Consider the following 16,592-nt stretch of genomic DNA (forward strand, 5'->3'; position numbering starts at 1 on the left):
AACAGTTATACGTTATTTATATATACAAACAAGACAATTAAAACATTTTTCGGCATCAATAACATGAAAAAAAGGCAAGTTTCAATAAAAAAACTCGCAATAGCATTTTTTGTATTATCACTTGTTTTTTTATCCTCAAAAGCCTTTTCTCAGGATAATACCCTTCGCTTTAAGCATCTTAATGTTACCAATGGCCTTTCTAATAACAATGTGCAGGCTATCATTCAGGATCACGAAGGATTTATATGGTTCGGTACATCTAACGGCTTGAATAAATATGATGGCTACAACTGCAAAGTTTACAAACACAATTCTGAGTCATCGTCAGGTGTAATAAGTAGTGAGATTAGTAGGCTATACGAAGACAATCAAAAAAACCTTTGGGTAGGTACGTTGAGTGGTTTATGCCGTTACGAAAAAGAAAGAGATAATTTTATTCGTTATCCAGAAATAGGCGCACATCCTATAACAGCTATTAAAGAAGATAAACAAAGAAATTTATATGTAAGCTGTGGAACCAATGTTTACCAGTATAACAATTTTACAAAACGCTTTTCACTGTATTTCTCTGTAAATAATAAAGATGAAGTTCAGAATTTTTACATTGACCAGGAAGGTGCTTTTTGGGTAGCTACACACGGTGGGGTGTATTATATTAACAAATATTCTAACTGGTCAGAATTGCGATTAAAAGCAACAAATGCATCAGATATAGTAGAAAACGATCCTTATTCTATGTGGATCGCTACTAAAGGAGACGGATTATATTTGTATAACCGGCAAGACAGAAGCCTTACTAAATACCGGCACAACAGCAGCAATCATAGTCTTATTAACAACAATGTGCAATGTCTTTTTAAGGACAGTAGAAATCGCTTGTGGGCAGCCACAGAAAACGGCGGAATAAGCATATTGGAAAAAGGAAATACTAATTTTTTAAATTATTTTAAAAATGATGGAGATCCTGAAAGCCTGAGTTTTAATTCGGTCAGATGTTTTTATGAGGATAAGAAGCACGACATGTGGCTGGGGGTTTATAAGACAGGAGTGGATTTAATCATGGAAAGAAGTTTTTCCTGGTTCCGGAAAAATGGTTTTTCAGACAACAGCATTAGCAATAATAATATCACTTTTTTTTGTGATGATGGATACAATAATATCTGGATTGGAACCGACGGCGGGGGATTAAACAAATTTAATGTATCCACACAAAAGTTTACCCGCTACGCGGCAAGTGCCCACAACCCAAATAGCATTGGTTCTAATGTTATATCACATATATTAAAGGGCAGTCAACATACTCTTTGGATTGGTTACTTGTCAGGTGGGTTTGATAAATATGATTTGGTAAAAAACACCTTTGTTCATTATCGTCATAATTCCAGGCATCCGGAAGGGTCCCTGTTGTCAGATGATGTGTTGAGTCTGTATGAAGACAAAAAAGAAAATTTGTGGATAGGAACTTTATCGGGTCTTAATCTCTTTGATAAAAAGACAAATAAGTTTATTGATTATTCCTTTAAATCTAGCAGCTTAGCTAATAAGATAACTGCAATTTATGAAGACAAAGACAGTAACTTGTTGCTGGGCTCATGGGAAGGTTTGCACCTTCTCGACAGGAAAACAGGGAGATACACGACGTGGGTTCACAGCGATAAAGTAAGCGGTTCTTTAAGCAACAATAGAATAAATACTTTGTTTGAGGATCATAAAAAAAGAATTTGGATAGGCACAGCCGAGGGATTGAATTTATTTGATTTAAAAAACAAAAAGTTTGAAACTTATTTTCAAAAAGATGGACTGCCAAGCGATGTTATATCAGGAATTCTGGAAGATAATGAAGGTTACTTATGGCTGAGCACGGGAAACGGGCTTTGTAAGTTTAACCCTGAATTAAAAACTGTAAGCAATTTTACTGAAAACGATGGTTTACAGGGAAGGGAATTTAGAGAAAGGGCTGCCATAAAGTTGCAAAATGGTAAAATGCTATTTGGCGGCAATAATGGTTTTAACCTTTTTGATCCGATTACTATAAAAAGCAACAATTTTGTTCCACCGGTAATAATTACAAACATGGAAGTATTTAATCCTTCTGTGCGATTTGGAAATGCAAATACCATTTTAGAACAAGATATTTCCCAAGCCAAAGAAATTGAACTTTCTTATAAACATTCCGTATTCTCGTTCGATTTTGTTGCGTTGGATTTTACGGCTCCGGAAAAGAACCAGTACGCTTACAAGCTGGAAGGCTTTGACAAAGACTGGAATCAAATTGGTACCCGGCATAGAGCGACCTACACCAACATAGATCCGGGTGAATATATTTTCAGGGTTAAAGCGTCGAGGATTAAAGCCGCAAATAATAAGGGCTTTTGGAAGGAAACAGAAGCTTCCGTTAAAATCGTGATCACTCCTCCTTTTTGGAAAACGTGGTGGTTTATTCTTTTAGCTGTGGCAATCATTTTTGCGGTTGCTATAGCAATATATAAACAAAGGACGCGATTAATAAAGGAGAGAAATAAGGAGCTCGAGCGGCAAGTGCAGGAGCGCACGATAAAGCTTGCGCAAAAAACCGAAGATGAACAAAAGGCTCGCTTTGAAGCAGAGGAAGCCAACAAAGCTAAAAGCGTTTTTCTTGCAACAATGAGTCATGAAATAAGAACGCCTATGAATGGGGTGATTGGAATGACTTCTTTATTGGCTGAAACAAAACTGGATGAAGAACAGCAACGGTACACAGAAATAATTCGTGGAAGCAGTAATAATCTTTTATCCATCATTAATAATATTCTTGATTTTTCTAAACTCGAGTCTGGTAAGATGGAGATTGAGCAAAACGCCTTTGATCTTCATCTTTGTATCGAAGAGGTACTGGATATTTTTGCGGGGAAGGTTGCAGAGGCAGGTATTGATCTGATGTATAAAATAGAGAAGACAGTTCCTGGCTGGATCGTGGGAGATAGTATGCATTTAAAACAGGTGTTAATAAACCTGGTAAGTAATGCTGTAAAGTTTACAAGCGAAGGAGAAATTATTATTAAAGTAAGGCTCGCAGGTAAAAAGGGAGATGACATTGAAATCGCTTTTGAAGTACATGATACGGGAATAGGAATTGAACAAGATAACCAGGCTGGCTTGTTCGATGCTTTTATACAGGGAGATTCTTCAACTACCCGCAAATATGGAGGAACAGGACTTGGCCTTGCCATTTCAAAGCGGTTAGTTAAATTAATGAACGGTACTATTTCCCTGGAAAGCAGACCGGGTAGAGGCTCTGTTTTTTTCTTTTCCATTACAGCAAAATGTGCTGATGAAAGGATTACTCCCGGGGTATCATTAAATATGTCAGGCAAAAAAGTACTTATTGTAGACGATAATGAGCAATCTCTCGAAATATTAAAAGGTCTGTTAGAAGAATTTAATTTCACGGCTACTCTTGCAGTTTCAGCTCAGCAGGCATTGGAATACCTGGATGCGAAACCAGGTTTTGACCTGGTGATAACAGACTTTAAAATGCCGGTACAAGACGGCGTAGGATTAGCGTTGGAAATTAAACAACGATTTTCAAAATTGCCTTTGATTCTATTACGAACCATTGGCGAGAAAGGCGTAAAAGACAATGACGGCTTGTTTTCATCAGTTCTTACCAAACCTGTAAAGCATCAAATGCTCATTGATGCTATATCAAAAGCATTTAATGATGAAGATGGTCCTATCATTAAAAAAGAGAAAACCTCTCAAATTCTTACAGGCAATTTTAGCCTTAAACATCCATTAAAGATTTTAATTGCAGAAGATAATGCGATCAATCTACTGGTAGTTGTATCAGTATTAAGCAATTTAGGATATAACCCTGACACTGTAACTAACGGGCTGTTAGCACTTGATGCGCTTGATCGGCAACAATACGATCTTATTTTGATGGATATTGAAATGCCTGAAATGGATGGAATTGAAGCAACCGCAAGAATTAGAAATTCTTCTATAGAGAAGCAGCCGGTTATTGTAGCATTAACTGCAAATGGATTGAAGGATGACAAGCTATTTTGCATGCAGGCCGGTATGGACGATTATCTTAGTAAGCCTTTTGCCTTAGAAACGATTATGCAATTATTGGAAAAATGGGCAAATAAGATTCTAAAAAGAGAAGAAATGGCAGAGAATTAAATTTTTATGGGATATTACTAGTTGATAGCAATCTTTGATTATATTTTACATGATTTTCGTTGATGGCATATCAATTGTATAATTTCAAAAACAAAATTTAAGCATGCGAAAGCTTTCTATCTCTGCTCTTATTGTTACCATATTATTTTGTGGATTATCGGGTTGTAAAAAAATTATAAGAAATCTTTTCGAGGGGATTGACGCTGATGTTCCAAAATTTTCAGTGACGCTTCCTGCAATTCCTTATGCACCCCCTAACGAAGTCTCTTTAGGTTCTCTCAGCCAGAAATTTAATTTAGACAGCGCCGTCAGGGCAAACACCAATAACGTTTATGGCGCTAATGATGTTTCTTCTGTAAAGGTGAAAGAAATTGTTTTTTCTTTAGCCAATCCTGACGATCAAAATAATATTTCAAATTTTGAAAGCGCAAGATTTACATTTTCATCCAATACAAAAACCGATACTGTAACAATTGCATCAGTAAAATTTCCTGATACCTATAGTGCAACATATACCTACGTACCAGATAACAATCCCGAATTAAAGCCTTATCTCAATGGTTCTGTATTAACCTATAATGCATTTGGTAAAATAAGAAGAGTAACTACTAAACCAGTAACTATGAACTTACAAGTTACCCTAAGGGTACAATAGAAAGGAATTGGCAATTGCAGTATCTTTAATTATCAATAAAGTTCGAACACAGCAGATTATATTTCAGCTATACATCCATCAAAGTTCTCATTTTATAAAAGCTTTCATATGAATTGTGATAATGATTTCAATATTCCATTTAATCATACTTATGTAAAAGTCAAGCCCTTTTGTGAAAGTAGTGATGTTCATTATAAAGTTTATTTAGAGGAAAAAGAACTAAAAATTCAATTACAAACTGACCAGGCGGGAGTTTATCACTGGCGTGAATTTGATAAGGGAGAAACAGATTTAGCAAAAGAACTGGGGAGGTTAATAGAAGAACATCAAAAGTAATAATAGGCTTACAATAAATTACTGCAATGAAAGCTATTGTGATTACCCATCCCGGCTCCGCTGATGTTTTGCAAATGCTTGAGAGGCCGGTTCCTACTCCGTTGGCTGGCGAAGTTCTTATTAAAGTAATGGCAGCAGGTGTTAATCGTCCTGATGTAGCACAACGAAAAGGAAGTTATCCCGCACCACCCGGTACTTCTGCCGACATTCCTGGTCTTGAAGTGGCTGGTATTATTGAACAATGCGGAGAATTGGTAACACGATGGAAACCGGGAGACAGCGTTTGTGCTTTGGTGGCCGGGGGCGGCTACGCCGAATATGCTATAGCAAATGCCGCACACTGCTTGCCTGTTCCAACACAGTGGTCTTTTGCAGAAGCATCTTCTTTGCCCGAAACTGTTTTTACAGTTTGGCACAATGTATTTCAAAGAGGCCGTTTACAAAGCGGCGAACATTTTTTAGTGCATGGGGGAAGTAGCGGAATTGGTATAACTGCCATTCAGCTGGCTAAGGCATTTGGTGCAAAAGTTTTTGCAACTGCAGGAAGTGAAGAAAAATGTGAAGCTTGTATATTGTTGGGAGCAGATAAATGCATTAATTATAAAGAAGAAGATTTTGAAGACGCATTGAAAAATGAAGGGGTGGATGTTATACTTGATATGATAGGCGGAGAATATGTTCCGAAAAACATAAGATTGCTAAAGCCAGATGGAAGGCTGGTTTTTATTAATGCTATGAAAGGAGCTGAAGCGGTTTTTAATGTCTTCGACATCATGGGCCGTCGTTTGACAATTACTGGCAGCACCCTCCGCAATCGTGAAGTTGAGTTTAAAGCACAACTTGCCGTTGAAATTGAAAAGAATGTCTGGCCATTGCTTAAAAGTAAAAAAATAAAACCTGTAATCTATAGAGAATTTCCTTTGGCGGAAGCATCTTCTGCTCATACCTTAATGGAAAGCAGTAAACATATCGGCAAAATTGTTTTATCCAATCATCAGCTATAAATTTTCGCCTAAGCTGAAGTACAATAAGAAGTATTTCAATATGAATTTTAGAGAGTGAGGTCTGTTACTAATTCATAGTTACAATACAAAGTGGAATACAAAGAGGCTATCTCTTTTTTGAGACAACCTCTTTCTTAGTCATAGGTATAGCAAGTTGGGACTACGAAAGTCAGGACTTTGTACCGGCCGGAGGTATAGCATCCGGAACTCTGTTACTTACAGGCTTTAAAGATTTAAGATATAAAAATATAGATTCGACGTCATCGTCTTTGAGGTTTTTAAAATTTGTCCATGGCATTGGAGGCAACAGGTCCCGTGAGTTTTCCAAACCTTTGTATTTGCCTTGTTTCAATGCTCTTTTAAAATTGTCTAGCGTCCAATTGCCAATACCTGTTTCGTCCGGGGTAAGGTTTGCTGCAAAAGATACGCCCCAGGGGCCGGCTGCTGCTGTAAGTTCGGGGTTAAACATCGCTACCTGGTCTCGTTGCATTACTTTGGTGTCAAATTTAGGCATGGGTTGCGTGCTGTTAAAGCCTGATAAGTAACGGTCCATATCTGGCGCCGGTCCTTTCTCAGTCATTTTTTTAGGTGCATGACAGTCTCCGCACCCGATTACATTTACAAGATATTCTCCACGTTGTATCTTATCCTGTTTTGATACACCGGGGGCCGGCTGTACTGTTTGCCCTTCTCCATTTTTTGTTGTTTCCTTGTCATCTTTGGTGTAGCAGGAAGAAACATACAACATCATAGCTAAAGAAATAAATACTAGTACTTTTTTCATGTTAGTTTGGTTTAAGTGCTGTAAAATTTATCTTTCTAATAAACCCTGAAATACTGCTTTAATTACACGCTGCTTTTTTATTGAAATTATGATTGCTCACAACCTCATTTTTCGTCCAATAACAACAATTATCCATTCTTTATATTGTATAAACATAAGGTTCGGCTATACCAAGGCCATGGAGAAACCTACTTTTTCTAAAATATTGGAATTACAGTTTATAAGAGCCTTTTAGTAAAACTGTTTTTCTTTGCGATAAAGGATTAATACGCTTTAAGAATTATGTGAAGATGGTTCTAAGATAATATTTTAAAAAGTAAAAGCAAATTTTTTACAAAAATATTTTTAAAGTAAAACGGCAGAGCCAATCAAAATAAAAAGTGGCAAAATGATGCGATCAGTCCGCCAGAAATGGCTTGGAAAACAAACAATTAGTCGATTAGTAATTAGAGATTGAGATCCTTAAAAAAGAGTGGCATCTTTAGCTGAAGTAGTAATACAGCTAGAGATGCCATTATGCAGGAAAGTGAGTGATATATGGAACAAACGAATTTATTCGCGGCAGTGATTGTAAGAAACTATAACCGGGGTATATCAAAATAGATAAACGGATATAATTTAAATTGTAAGGTTATTTATAAATGAAGCAATGCAGCAGCTTCCTTATCTAAATAAACTTTTAAATTTTGGTGATTTCGTAATAGGCTCGCAGGTAAAGCTTCTGAAATTTCTCCTTCAAGTATTTGTTTTACAATATCAGCTTTATGTCTTCCGCTAACTAAAAGAATAACATGTTTTGTTTCCATGAGGTTGGCCAAACCTAATGTAATACCTTGTGTTAGCGACCGTGGTTCTTTAAAATATTTTTGACCCGTTTTTTGTGTTAGGGGATCAATGTCTGTAACATGTGAACGCAGGGATGCAGAAGTGCCCGGTTCATTCATGCCCACATGACCGTTTAAACCCAGTCCAACTATTGCTACATCAATACCTTGATGCGCCGCGATAAAATCTTCAACCTGATTACACTGAAACTGTAAGTCACTTGCCCTTCCATCAAAAAAACAAATTTTTTCACTCTTTATTTCCAAAGGATTAAATAATTGGTTGTTTAAGTGAAAGCGGCAGCTTCCTTCATCAACTCCATTCATTCCAGCCCATTCATCGAGCCCAACAAAAGACCAGTCAGAAATATTTACCTGTTTTGTTTTTACCAGTTGAACCAACTCCTTATACAGTCCCGCAGGACTATCTCCGGAAGCCGGGCAAATCAAAGCTTTCTCAGCCGGTTGCATTAGTTGTAATACATCTTCAGCAGCTTGTTTCGACATTGCTTCGTAAGTATCAGCTACAAAAAGTTCCATATTTATCTGTTTTAATAAGTTTATTGTTTTGTATGTTTCGCCCTTATTTTAAAAAAATACAGGTTTCGTTGATTTAGTATAAGAAGAGCCTGAAATGTTTATTCTGTGTTTGTTTTCTCATATGAATGATACTGCTCTTCCTTCTTTTTTCTCAAATGTAGCAGATAATAAACGGGAATACCTAACAGGGCAATAATAAGTCCGGGCCAGGTAAATTTGGGTTTATAAATAATAAGTAAAAAACAGAAACAAATACCCATTATAATATACAAAACAGGCAACAGAGGGTACCCCGCTGCTTTATATGGCCGGTCGCGTTCAGGTTGTGTTTTTCGCAGAATGAATACTCCTGCAATGGTGAGCATATAAAAACAAACTACAACAAAAGAAATCATATCCAACAGATCTCCGTAATGACCGCTTACGCTCCACATGCACGCAAACAGGCATTGTAGCCATAAAGCATAAGAAGGCACCGCATACTTGTTGAGATCGCCTGCTTTCCTAAAAAACAACCCATCTTTTGCCATCGCATAATACACGCGTGCACCTGCCAGTATCAAGCCGTTATTACAGCCAAAAGTTGACACCATGATCATCAAAGCAATTATGATTGTTCCTGCATTTCCGAAAATAACTTCGGACGCCGCTACACCGACCCTATCTTTTGGCGCTGTTGCAATATCATGCAACGGAAGTACTGCAGTATAAGCAAAATTGGCGCTGATATAAATAAGTGTTACTACAAGTGTACCTAAAAACAGGCTAAGGCCGATATTGCGCTTCGGATTTTTTATCTCTCCAGCTATGAAAGTTACATTGTTCCATGCATCGCTGCTAAAAACAGAACCCACCATGGCAGCAGCAATTGCTCCTGCCGCTGCCATAGTTGAATATGCCTCAAAGCTGCCGTCAACATTCATTTTTTGCAAGTTCCATGCATGTTGCCAGTTAGCATGTAAAACCGAAGGTTTTGCCGCAATCAACCCAAAAATAATCAGGCTAAATAAACTCAGCAGTTTGGTTAAAGTAAACGTTGTCTGTATAATTTTACCGCTTTGCACTCCACGCGAGTTTATATAAGTCAGGAGTACAATTACTGCAATTGCTAATAATTGAGCAGAGGAAATGGTAAGAAAGCCAAGGTTAACTACTATTGAATCTTCACTAATGACAGGAAAGATATAAGTCGTAAATTTTGCGAAAGCGACAGCCACGGCAGCAATAGTCGCTGTTTGTATAACCGAAAAAAAACTCCATCCATAAAGAAACCCGATTAAAGGATTGTAGGCTTCTTTTAGATAAACATATTGTCCTCCCGCTTTAGGAAACATTGCACTTAACTCGCCATAACTCAATGCAGCAGTTATTGTCATAAATCCTGTTATAAGCCACACGATCATTAGCCAGCCGGCACTACCTGTGTTTCGGGTAATATCTGCACTTACAATAAAGATTCCTGAGCCAATCATACTACCGGCAACAATCATGGTAGCATCTAAAAGGCCAAGACTTGGTTTAAATGAATTATTACTCATAATTATGCAGGAAGTATCTTAATCCAGTTATTTATAATGGTTGGTTTTTATCAGATGTTTTTAGTTTTTGCAGATATAGAGTTCATTTCTGCATTAAGTCTGCAAGAATATGAATAATTGGGTTTCATTTGCGATTGTTACAGCAAGTCTTTTAAATAATTGTAACATCATAAAAAGAAAAAGCTTTTTTTCTAAGTCACTCACTTAAAATGTTCGTTCTGACCCTTTCTATACATATGAGTCTAAAAAAGCTTAAAAGCTTTTTCGCATTTATTTGTTGTTATTCCCCATCTATGTTGCATAGCTTTTATGAATTATCCTCTGCTTGCTTGCGAGGTGTAATAGTTTTGTGTATTGGTGGCTCGTTTGCAGGCCCTTTGTAAGCAGGAAGCTCTATGCCAATATCTCTCAAAATTTCATAGATCTGAATCATTGCATTGGTCCTTATTGTTCCCGCTTCACTGAGATCATACACCCAAAAAGATATTTTTAGATCAATTGCCCAGTCTCCAAATTCCTGTATGGCTATGGCTGGGGCAGGAGATGTCATTATTCTTTCATTTTTTGCTAATGTTTCTTTTATCAAGGTTTTTACCTTTTGAATATCTGACTGGTAGGGTATGCCAATGGAAAATTGGACCTGCTTGCTGCGGTCCTGCATTGTCCAGTTAATAAGGTGTTGGGAAAGCAAATCTCCATTAGGTACAATAATATCAGCGCCTTCATTGTTGTTAATCTTGCTCGACCGCACCCCAATCTCTTTTACAACTCCGGTTTTACCGCCCACTTCTATAAGATCCCCCACTTGTATTGGCCTTTCAAACGCAATTATTACCCCGGAAACAAGGTTATTGACAATATTTTGTAAACCAAAACCAATGCCTACACCAAGTGCGCCTAACATGAGAGACAGCTTATCGAGGGGAATTCCGGCAGCCGCAACTGCAATACAAAAACCAAGTGTCCATATGGTTAATCGTATCAGTAACATCATTGAACCAAGACGCGTTCTATTTGTTGTATTCTGTACTTTCTCGTTTCCAAAGAAAAAGTTGATAAATCCTGAGATAACTGAAGAGAGCCAGATAATACAAATAAAAACAGCAACACTTTTAAATGTGAATACCATGCTGCCTATAGTCCTTGTTTCAGTGAAAAAGGAACCCAGAGTCTCAAGCATAACATCATATAGTGTAAGGTTACGCATCAATGACACTAACCATACTGCTGTCGACACTATCCATAATACCCTTAAAAAGCGATGTTGAAGAGTATTGAAATTGATAAATTTGGCAAAGCGACTTTCATGATAAGCTTCAGACTGCAGGTAGATAGCCTCTAATACCAGAGCGCAAAACACCTTCAACGTAATACCTAACACAAGACATTGAATAGCACTTACTCCAAATATTTTGGCAAGTGATACCCTTCCCGCAAGATTAAAAATAATTGAGAGCACAACTTGTGCAAGGGTGAAAATCACAAGTGCAGCGGTAGCGGGAGACTCTGGCAGTTTAATAAAATTAGGCTTTCTATTGATTATTATTTTCACACTGGTAACCGCCAGCAAAATGCCTGCGAAAAATAGTCCCCAACGTTCGCCCAATGCTGATTCAAGTAGTACATCGTCAAGCGCATAATATAACCACAGTAAACTGAGCACGGCCCAGATTATTTTGGATCGTCTTGTAAAAAAGGGATAAATAAGCAGAGTGAGCATTATTAAACGAAGAAACTCGCAAGTATGCAGCAACGACATGGGAGGGTTGGCAAATAAGAAAGGCAAATAAGTAAATAAAGCCATCAGGCATCCTATTAAAACACTGCGAGACAAAAAATGCATAGGTTCTAATACTGCAGCTGCATCCGGGCGTTTTTTCATCCGCCGGATATTCAACAGCGTCCATGAAAAGATAAAAATGAAAATCATCATCCCCAGCGTTATTACATTCCATTTATCATTTACATAAATGGAGATGATCAACCAGGATCTTTCCAGGGCTTTAGTGGTGATTTCAATAAGATTGTTTTTATACTCATCTTGCTTAGAACTAAATAGGGGAGACTGCTCCTGGCTCCACATGCCCATTTTCAATGAAATGGTTAAATAGCGCATGTCAGAAATGATATCAGTAGATTGAAGTAAATTAACGGATACTTTGTTTCGCAATAGGTTCACCTTTGCTAGTGTCTTTTGTTGTAGAGAATCCAGTTCATGCCCTTCAATACGTATATCCTCCATCTGTTCCTGTAGCATAGAATCAGGCACCGGCAAAACCAATATCGGGTCGCGAAGTATTTTTTTGACTTCCGCATTGCTTTCAGTTAATTCGCCACTATAATTTGTTAATACCTTTTCATAAGAAGCCAGTTTACGGGAAATTTCATTTAACATGATCACGCCACTATTTAAACTGCGAAGGTTCATTTGACTTCCCTTAGTTTCTAGTCTTGATTTAAAGCCTTTTACCTTTCTTTCAATTTCAGGTAAATCAAAAGCGATAGGCTTGATATTAAATTTACGCCTGATCAAAAAATCAGTATGATCTATTGTAGCTGTATAAGATGCTACTTTCATAACGAGGTTTGGAAGCAGGGTGTCAGTAACAGTTGTATCTGCTGAATATACCTTTTTCTTTAATGCTTTTTGCGAAAGGGCAGGTTGCGTCTCCATCACCAATATAGCTAACGTAACAAGCAATAAGAAAACATTTTTCTTATTTAAAGTGGTAAAAAATGCAAGACTCTTTTTATAGCTGTAATGTGTGAAAGAAGTTTTTGCAACAATAAGTCTAAACATCCTGTTTTTATCAATTTTCTAATGAAAGTCCATCCTAAACGGCTGACAAAATAATTTATTTTAAGTGCAACATACTTTTTTTGAAATGATTTTAGCTGTTTTTTTACCTTTTTGTCTATTCATTTAGTACCGGACTTTGAGTTTAGTAGCCCTTTATTTTTGGAATAAAAAGCTCTTTACCATAGATCGTTTTTTATTAACGACTGATACCTTAGTGAGTAAAAACAAAAAAATTGAATGGGAAATAAGCTTAGTATTACTTTTAATAAAGAAGGCAATAGCAATTTAAAAAAAATCGTACAGCCGCAATGTTACAAGACTAATTCAAAGAATAGTAGATAGTTTTATAAATTTAGCAGAAAATAAAACAGGTAATGAAAGAAGTAGAAATAGCCTACAACAAATTATTACAACCTTCTGAGGATTTGATATCAGATATGACCCGGCTACAGGGAGACATTCTAATTTTAGGTGTCGGTGGCAAAATGGGACCTGCGCTTGCCAGGCTTGCTAAACAGGCAGCAGACAAAGCCGGCATAAATAAAAGAATTATAGGTGTAGCACGTTTTTCTGAACCGGGCCTGCAAGAGGAATTAAATAACGAGGGCATCGAAACCATTTGTGCAGACCTGCTTGATGACGAACAGTTGCAGGCATTGCCTGGTGTTGAAAATGTTTTGTATTTAGCAGGAACCAAGTTTGGAACCACCGGCAAAGAATCGTTTACGTGGGCAATGAATTCTTACTTGCCAGGTCGTGTTGCTCAGAAATTTAAAAACTCCCGTATTGTAGTTTTTTCTACAGGTAATGTGTATCCTTTAACTCCGGTTGCAATGGGTGGGGCAGATGAAACATTAACGCCACAGCCGGTCGGCGAATATGCTCAGTCCTGTCTTGGCAGAGAGCGGATGTTTCAATACTATTCTGTGAAGAACAATACACCTGTTCTTATCTATCGCCTTAATTATGCGAATGATGTAACTTATGGGGTGCTGCTGGAAATTGCGCGATCAGTTAAAGAAAAACGTGAGATAGATCTGAGCATGGGCCATGTAAATGTAATATGGCAGGGTGATGCAAATGAAATAGCGTTAAGATCATTGCTTCATTGTGCCGCTCCTGCAAAGATTTTAAATGTGGCCGGCCCTGAGACAATATCTGTACGATGGCTGGCAAAAGAGTTCGGAAAGCTTTTTGGAGAAACGCCGCAATTTGTTAATCATGAACAGGAAACTGCATTGTTGAGCAACGCGGCAGAGTCATTTCGATTATTCGGATATCCAAAAGTGCCTCTTAAAAAAATGATTGAATTAATTGCAGAATGGATAAAAGAAGGGGGAAAGATCATTAACAAGCCAACACATTTCCAGGAAAGAACAGGTCAATTTTAAAGAATATATGAAGCAGACAATATTAAATACAACAATTAAAGACTTACTTCATAACGGAACCGTTATTCCCGCTCACCCGTTGGTTTTAGATGAAAACAGGATGCTTGACGAAGAACGTCAAAGACGGCTTACACGCTACTACATGGCTGCCGGGGCGGGAGGTGTAGCAGTTGGCGTTCACACTACACAGTTTGAAATAAGGAAACCCGAAGTGAACCTTTTGGAAACGGTTTTAAAACTAGCCGCAGAAGAAATTGATAAGGCGCAGTTATCACGACCTTTCATAAAAGTTGCAGGTATTGTCGGTCCTACAGCAAATGCAATAAAAGAGGCACAATTAGCGGTTAAGTATGGTTATCATTTTGGCCTTGTAAGTTTGGGTGGACTTAAAGACTATTCTGAAACTGATCTTATTGAGCACATCAAGGCAGTTGCAGAAATAATTGCTGTATTCGGCTTTTACCTGCAACCAGCGGTTGGGGGACGAATTTTGAGTTTTAATTTTTGGAAACAATTTGTTGAAATACCAAATGTCAGTGCTATAAAAGTAGCAGCTTTTAACAGGTATCAAACACTTGATGTCGTACGCGCGGTTTGCAGTTCGGTAAGACGAAATGAGATCGCACTGTACACCGGTAATGATGATAATATAGTTGCTGATCTGCTCACTCCTTATCGATTCCATATAAATGGCAAATTGGTAGAAAAAAGATTTGTCGGAGGCCTTTTGGGACACTGGGCCGTATGGACAAAAAAAGCAGTGGAACTGCATTCTGAGATAAAAAAATGTCTTACAGGTGATGGGGACGAAATAAGTGACCTGTTAGCCAAAGGCATCGAAATTACAGATATGAATGAAGTGATTTTTGATGCAAGAAATTCTTTTCATGGGTGCATACCCGGAATACATGAAGTGCTGAGAAGGCAAGGGTTGCTTGAAGGTCGATGGTGCCTGAACCCACATGAAGAAGTTTCTCCAGGGCAATTGGAAGAAATTGATCGGCTTTATGAAATGTATCAAGAAAATACAGATGATGCATTTGTAAAAGAGTTTCTTGAAAAAGACAAAAAACAAGTTGAATCAAATGCACTGGCATAAGTTATCGGAGAGGTTAAAAGAAGATAACTGAGATTATAGACAAAAGCAAAATCATTTGGATTAAGACAAATTTGTTTATGATGTAAATAAATTGTCTTTTAAAGCGCAGGGTTTATTATGCTGATAGATGAAATAAAACTACTTGCAGATTGCATATTTGATAAGGTGCTTTTTGATCGCCGACACTTACACGCTCATCCCGAATTATCATTTCAGGAGTATGAGACTTCTGCATTTATAAAATCTCGCCTGGATGAATTGGGCATCGTATGGAAATCAATTGCAGGCACCGGGGTTGTTGCTTTGATAAAGGGAGATAAGCCTTCAGAACAAGTAATTGCTTTACGTGCCGATATGGATGCTTTGCCGATCAGGGAAGCAAACAAGCTAGAGTACGTTTCACAAAATGATGATGTAATGCATGCTTGCGGTCATGATGCACATACGGCTTCTCTGCTTGGTGCTGCATGTATTTTGCAATTAATAAAAGACAGATTTGCGGGAACTGTTAAACTGATTTTTCAACCGGGCGAAGAAAAACTTCCGGGGGGAGCAAGTCTTATGATCAAAGAAGGAGTTTTAAATGCGCCTCAACCTTCTGCTGTGATCGGTCAGCATGTTTCACCAATGGTAGATGCGGGAAAGATCGCTATTCGCAAAGGAAAATTCATGGCGTCGATGGATGAAATATTTGTTACGGTTCGCGGAAAAGGTGGTCACGGTGCGCAGCCTCATCTCAACATTGACCCGGTTATCATATCTGCTAATATTCTTGTTGCACTTCAACAAATCGTAAGTCGTTTTGCCAATCCTACGCTTCCGACTGTTTTGTCTTTTGGAAAAGTAATCGCCAATGGAGCAATCAATGTAATTCCTGATGAGGTTTATATGGAAGGGACCTTTAGAACTCTGGACGAAAACTGGAGAACCGACGCACATGTTAGAATGAAAAAAATGGCAGAGACTATTGCAGAAAGTATGGGCGGTAGTTGCGATTTTAAAATTGTGCGTGGTTATCCTTACCTGGTAAATGAAGAAGGGCTTACAGGGCAGGTTCGCACTTTTGCAGAAGAATATCTTGGAAAAGAAAATGTAATTGAAACAGATATCTGGATGGCCGCAGAAGATTTTGCAGCATATTCTCAAATAACAGATTCATGTTTTTATCTTCTTGGTATAAGAAATAAAGAGAAAGGAATAACATCATCTCTTCATACATCAACTTTTAATATCGATGAAAATGCGCTTGTTCTTAGCATTGGCTTGATGGCTTATATCGCTGTAAAAAAGTTAGGTAACTAGCAACTGCTGAAGCGGCAGATGAAACATCTCAGGTATCGATTGAAGACTTTACAATAATTTAAAAATATAGTTGTGATTTATTTGTTGTCAACGATTAGTTTAAACAATAGTTGATATATTAGCAAACGAGTGGATGAATTGAAGTGCAAGCC

11 protein-coding genes are annotated in these 16,592 nt (G+C 37.7%); 7 read left to right on the forward strand and 4 right to left on the reverse strand.

Annotated features, from left to right (window positions below):
- The first annotated feature begins 63 nt into the window (after positions 1–63).
- The 4 genes from B154_RS0106260 (at position 64) to B154_RS0106275 (ending at position 6,162) form a co-directional block, all read left to right on the forward strand.
- On the forward strand, positions 64–4,167 hold the full coding sequence (locus tag B154_RS0106260; RefSeq protein ID WP_157580511.1) for a hybrid sensor histidine kinase/response regulator: 4,104 nt from the start codon (positions 64–66) through the stop codon (positions 4,165–4,167).
- Between the two features lie 103 nt (positions 4,168–4,270).
- On the forward strand, positions 4,271–4,822 hold the full coding sequence (locus B154_RS0106265; RefSeq protein ID WP_018612633.1) for a hypothetical protein: 552 nt from the start codon (positions 4,271–4,273) through the stop codon (positions 4,820–4,822).
- A 108-nt stretch (positions 4,823–4,930) separates the two neighbouring features.
- Entirely contained in the window at positions 4,931–5,158 is a 228-nt protein-coding gene (locus B154_RS0106270) for a hypothetical protein (protein ID WP_018612634.1), read from the forward strand.
- 26 nt (positions 5,159–5,184) lie between these two features.
- Entirely contained in the window at positions 5,185–6,162 is a 978-nt protein-coding gene (locus B154_RS0106275; protein ID WP_018612635.1) for an NAD(P)H-quinone oxidoreductase, read from the forward strand.
- Between the two features lie 169 nt (positions 6,163–6,331).
- Here the strand turns inward: B154_RS0106275 and B154_RS0106280 are convergent, their stop codons facing one another.
- The 4 genes from B154_RS0106280 to B154_RS0106295 form a co-directional block, all read right to left on the reverse strand.
- Complete coding sequence (locus B154_RS0106280; RefSeq protein ID WP_018612636.1) at positions 6,332–6,946, reverse strand: hypothetical protein; 615 nt, start codon at positions 6,944–6,946, stop codon at positions 6,332–6,334.
- Positions 6,947–7,581: 635 nt separating this feature from the next.
- Entirely contained in the window at positions 7,582–8,310 is a 729-nt protein-coding gene (locus tag B154_RS0106285; RefSeq protein WP_018612637.1) for a glucosamine-6-phosphate deaminase, read from the reverse strand.
- A gap of 98 nt (positions 8,311–8,408) precedes the next feature.
- On the reverse strand, positions 8,409–9,848 hold the full coding sequence (locus tag B154_RS0106290) for an APC family permease (protein WP_018612638.1): 1,440 nt from the start codon (positions 9,846–9,848) through the stop codon (positions 8,409–8,411).
- 307 nt (positions 9,849–10,155) lie between these two features.
- Positions 10,156–12,648 carry a mechanosensitive ion channel family protein gene (locus tag B154_RS0106295; protein WP_018612639.1) on the reverse strand — a complete coding sequence of 831 codons (2,493 nt, stop codon included), beginning with the start codon at positions 12,646–12,648 and terminating at the stop codon, positions 10,156–10,158.
- A gap of 374 nt (positions 12,649–13,022) precedes the next feature.
- Here B154_RS0106295 and B154_RS0106300 point away from each other — a divergent pair, with 374 nt between their 5' ends.
- The 3 genes from B154_RS0106300 to B154_RS0106310 all read left to right on the forward strand — a co-directional run bounded on the left by B154_RS0106300 (position 13,023) and on the right by B154_RS0106310 (position 16,440).
- Positions 13,023–14,039, forward strand: coding sequence for an NAD-dependent epimerase/dehydratase family protein (locus B154_RS0106300; RefSeq protein ID WP_018612640.1), 1,017 nt, complete (start codon positions 13,023–13,025; stop codon positions 14,037–14,039).
- Between the two features lie 7 nt (positions 14,040–14,046).
- Entirely contained in the window at positions 14,047–15,138 is a 1,092-nt protein-coding gene (locus B154_RS0106305; protein WP_018612641.1) for a dihydrodipicolinate synthase family protein, read from the forward strand.
- Between the two features lie 117 nt (positions 15,139–15,255).
- Positions 15,256–16,440, forward strand: coding sequence for a M20 metallopeptidase family protein (locus tag B154_RS0106310; RefSeq protein ID WP_018612642.1), 1,185 nt, complete (start codon positions 15,256–15,258; stop codon positions 16,438–16,440).
- Positions 16,441–16,592 lie beyond the last annotated feature (152 nt).

It is taken from the genome of Segetibacter koreensis DSM 18137, assembly GCF_000374045.1.
Classification (GTDB): domain Bacteria; phylum Bacteroidota; class Bacteroidia; order Chitinophagales; family Chitinophagaceae; genus Segetibacter; species Segetibacter koreensis.

Excerpts from the sequence above, each read along its gene's own strand:
- B154_RS0106260 (WP_157580511.1), top strand. The coding sequence starts at position 64 with ATGAAAAAAAGGCAAGTTTCAATAAAAAAACTCGCAATAGCATTTTTT.
- B154_RS0106290 (WP_018612638.1), bottom strand. The coding sequence starts at position 9,848 with ATGAGTAATAATTCATTTAAACCAAGTCTTGGCCTTTTAGATGCTACC.
- B154_RS0106295 (WP_018612639.1), bottom strand. The coding sequence starts at position 12,648 with ATGTTTAGACTTATTGTTGCAAAAACTTCTTTCACACATTACAGCTAT.
- B154_RS0106270 (WP_018612634.1), top strand. The coding sequence starts at position 4,931 with ATGAATTGTGATAATGATTTCAATATTCCATTTAATCATACTTATGTA.
- B154_RS0106305 (WP_018612641.1), top strand. The coding sequence starts at position 14,047 with ATGAAGCAGACAATATTAAATACAACAATTAAAGACTTACTTCATAAC.
- B154_RS0106310 (WP_018612642.1), top strand. The coding sequence starts at position 15,256 with ATGCTGATAGATGAAATAAAACTACTTGCAGATTGCATATTTGATAAG.
- B154_RS0106265 (WP_018612633.1), top strand. The coding sequence starts at position 4,271 with ATGCGAAAGCTTTCTATCTCTGCTCTTATTGTTACCATATTATTTTGT.
- B154_RS0106275 (WP_018612635.1), top strand. The coding sequence starts at position 5,185 with ATGAAAGCTATTGTGATTACCCATCCCGGCTCCGCTGATGTTTTGCAA.
- B154_RS0106285 (WP_018612637.1), bottom strand. The coding sequence starts at position 8,310 with ATGGAACTTTTTGTAGCTGATACTTACGAAGCAATGTCGAAACAAGCT.
- B154_RS0106300 (WP_018612640.1), top strand. The coding sequence starts at position 13,023 with ATGAAAGAAGTAGAAATAGCCTACAACAAATTATTACAACCTTCTGAG.
- B154_RS0106280 (WP_018612636.1), bottom strand. The coding sequence starts at position 6,946 with ATGAAAAAAGTACTAGTATTTATTTCTTTAGCTATGATGTTGTATGTT.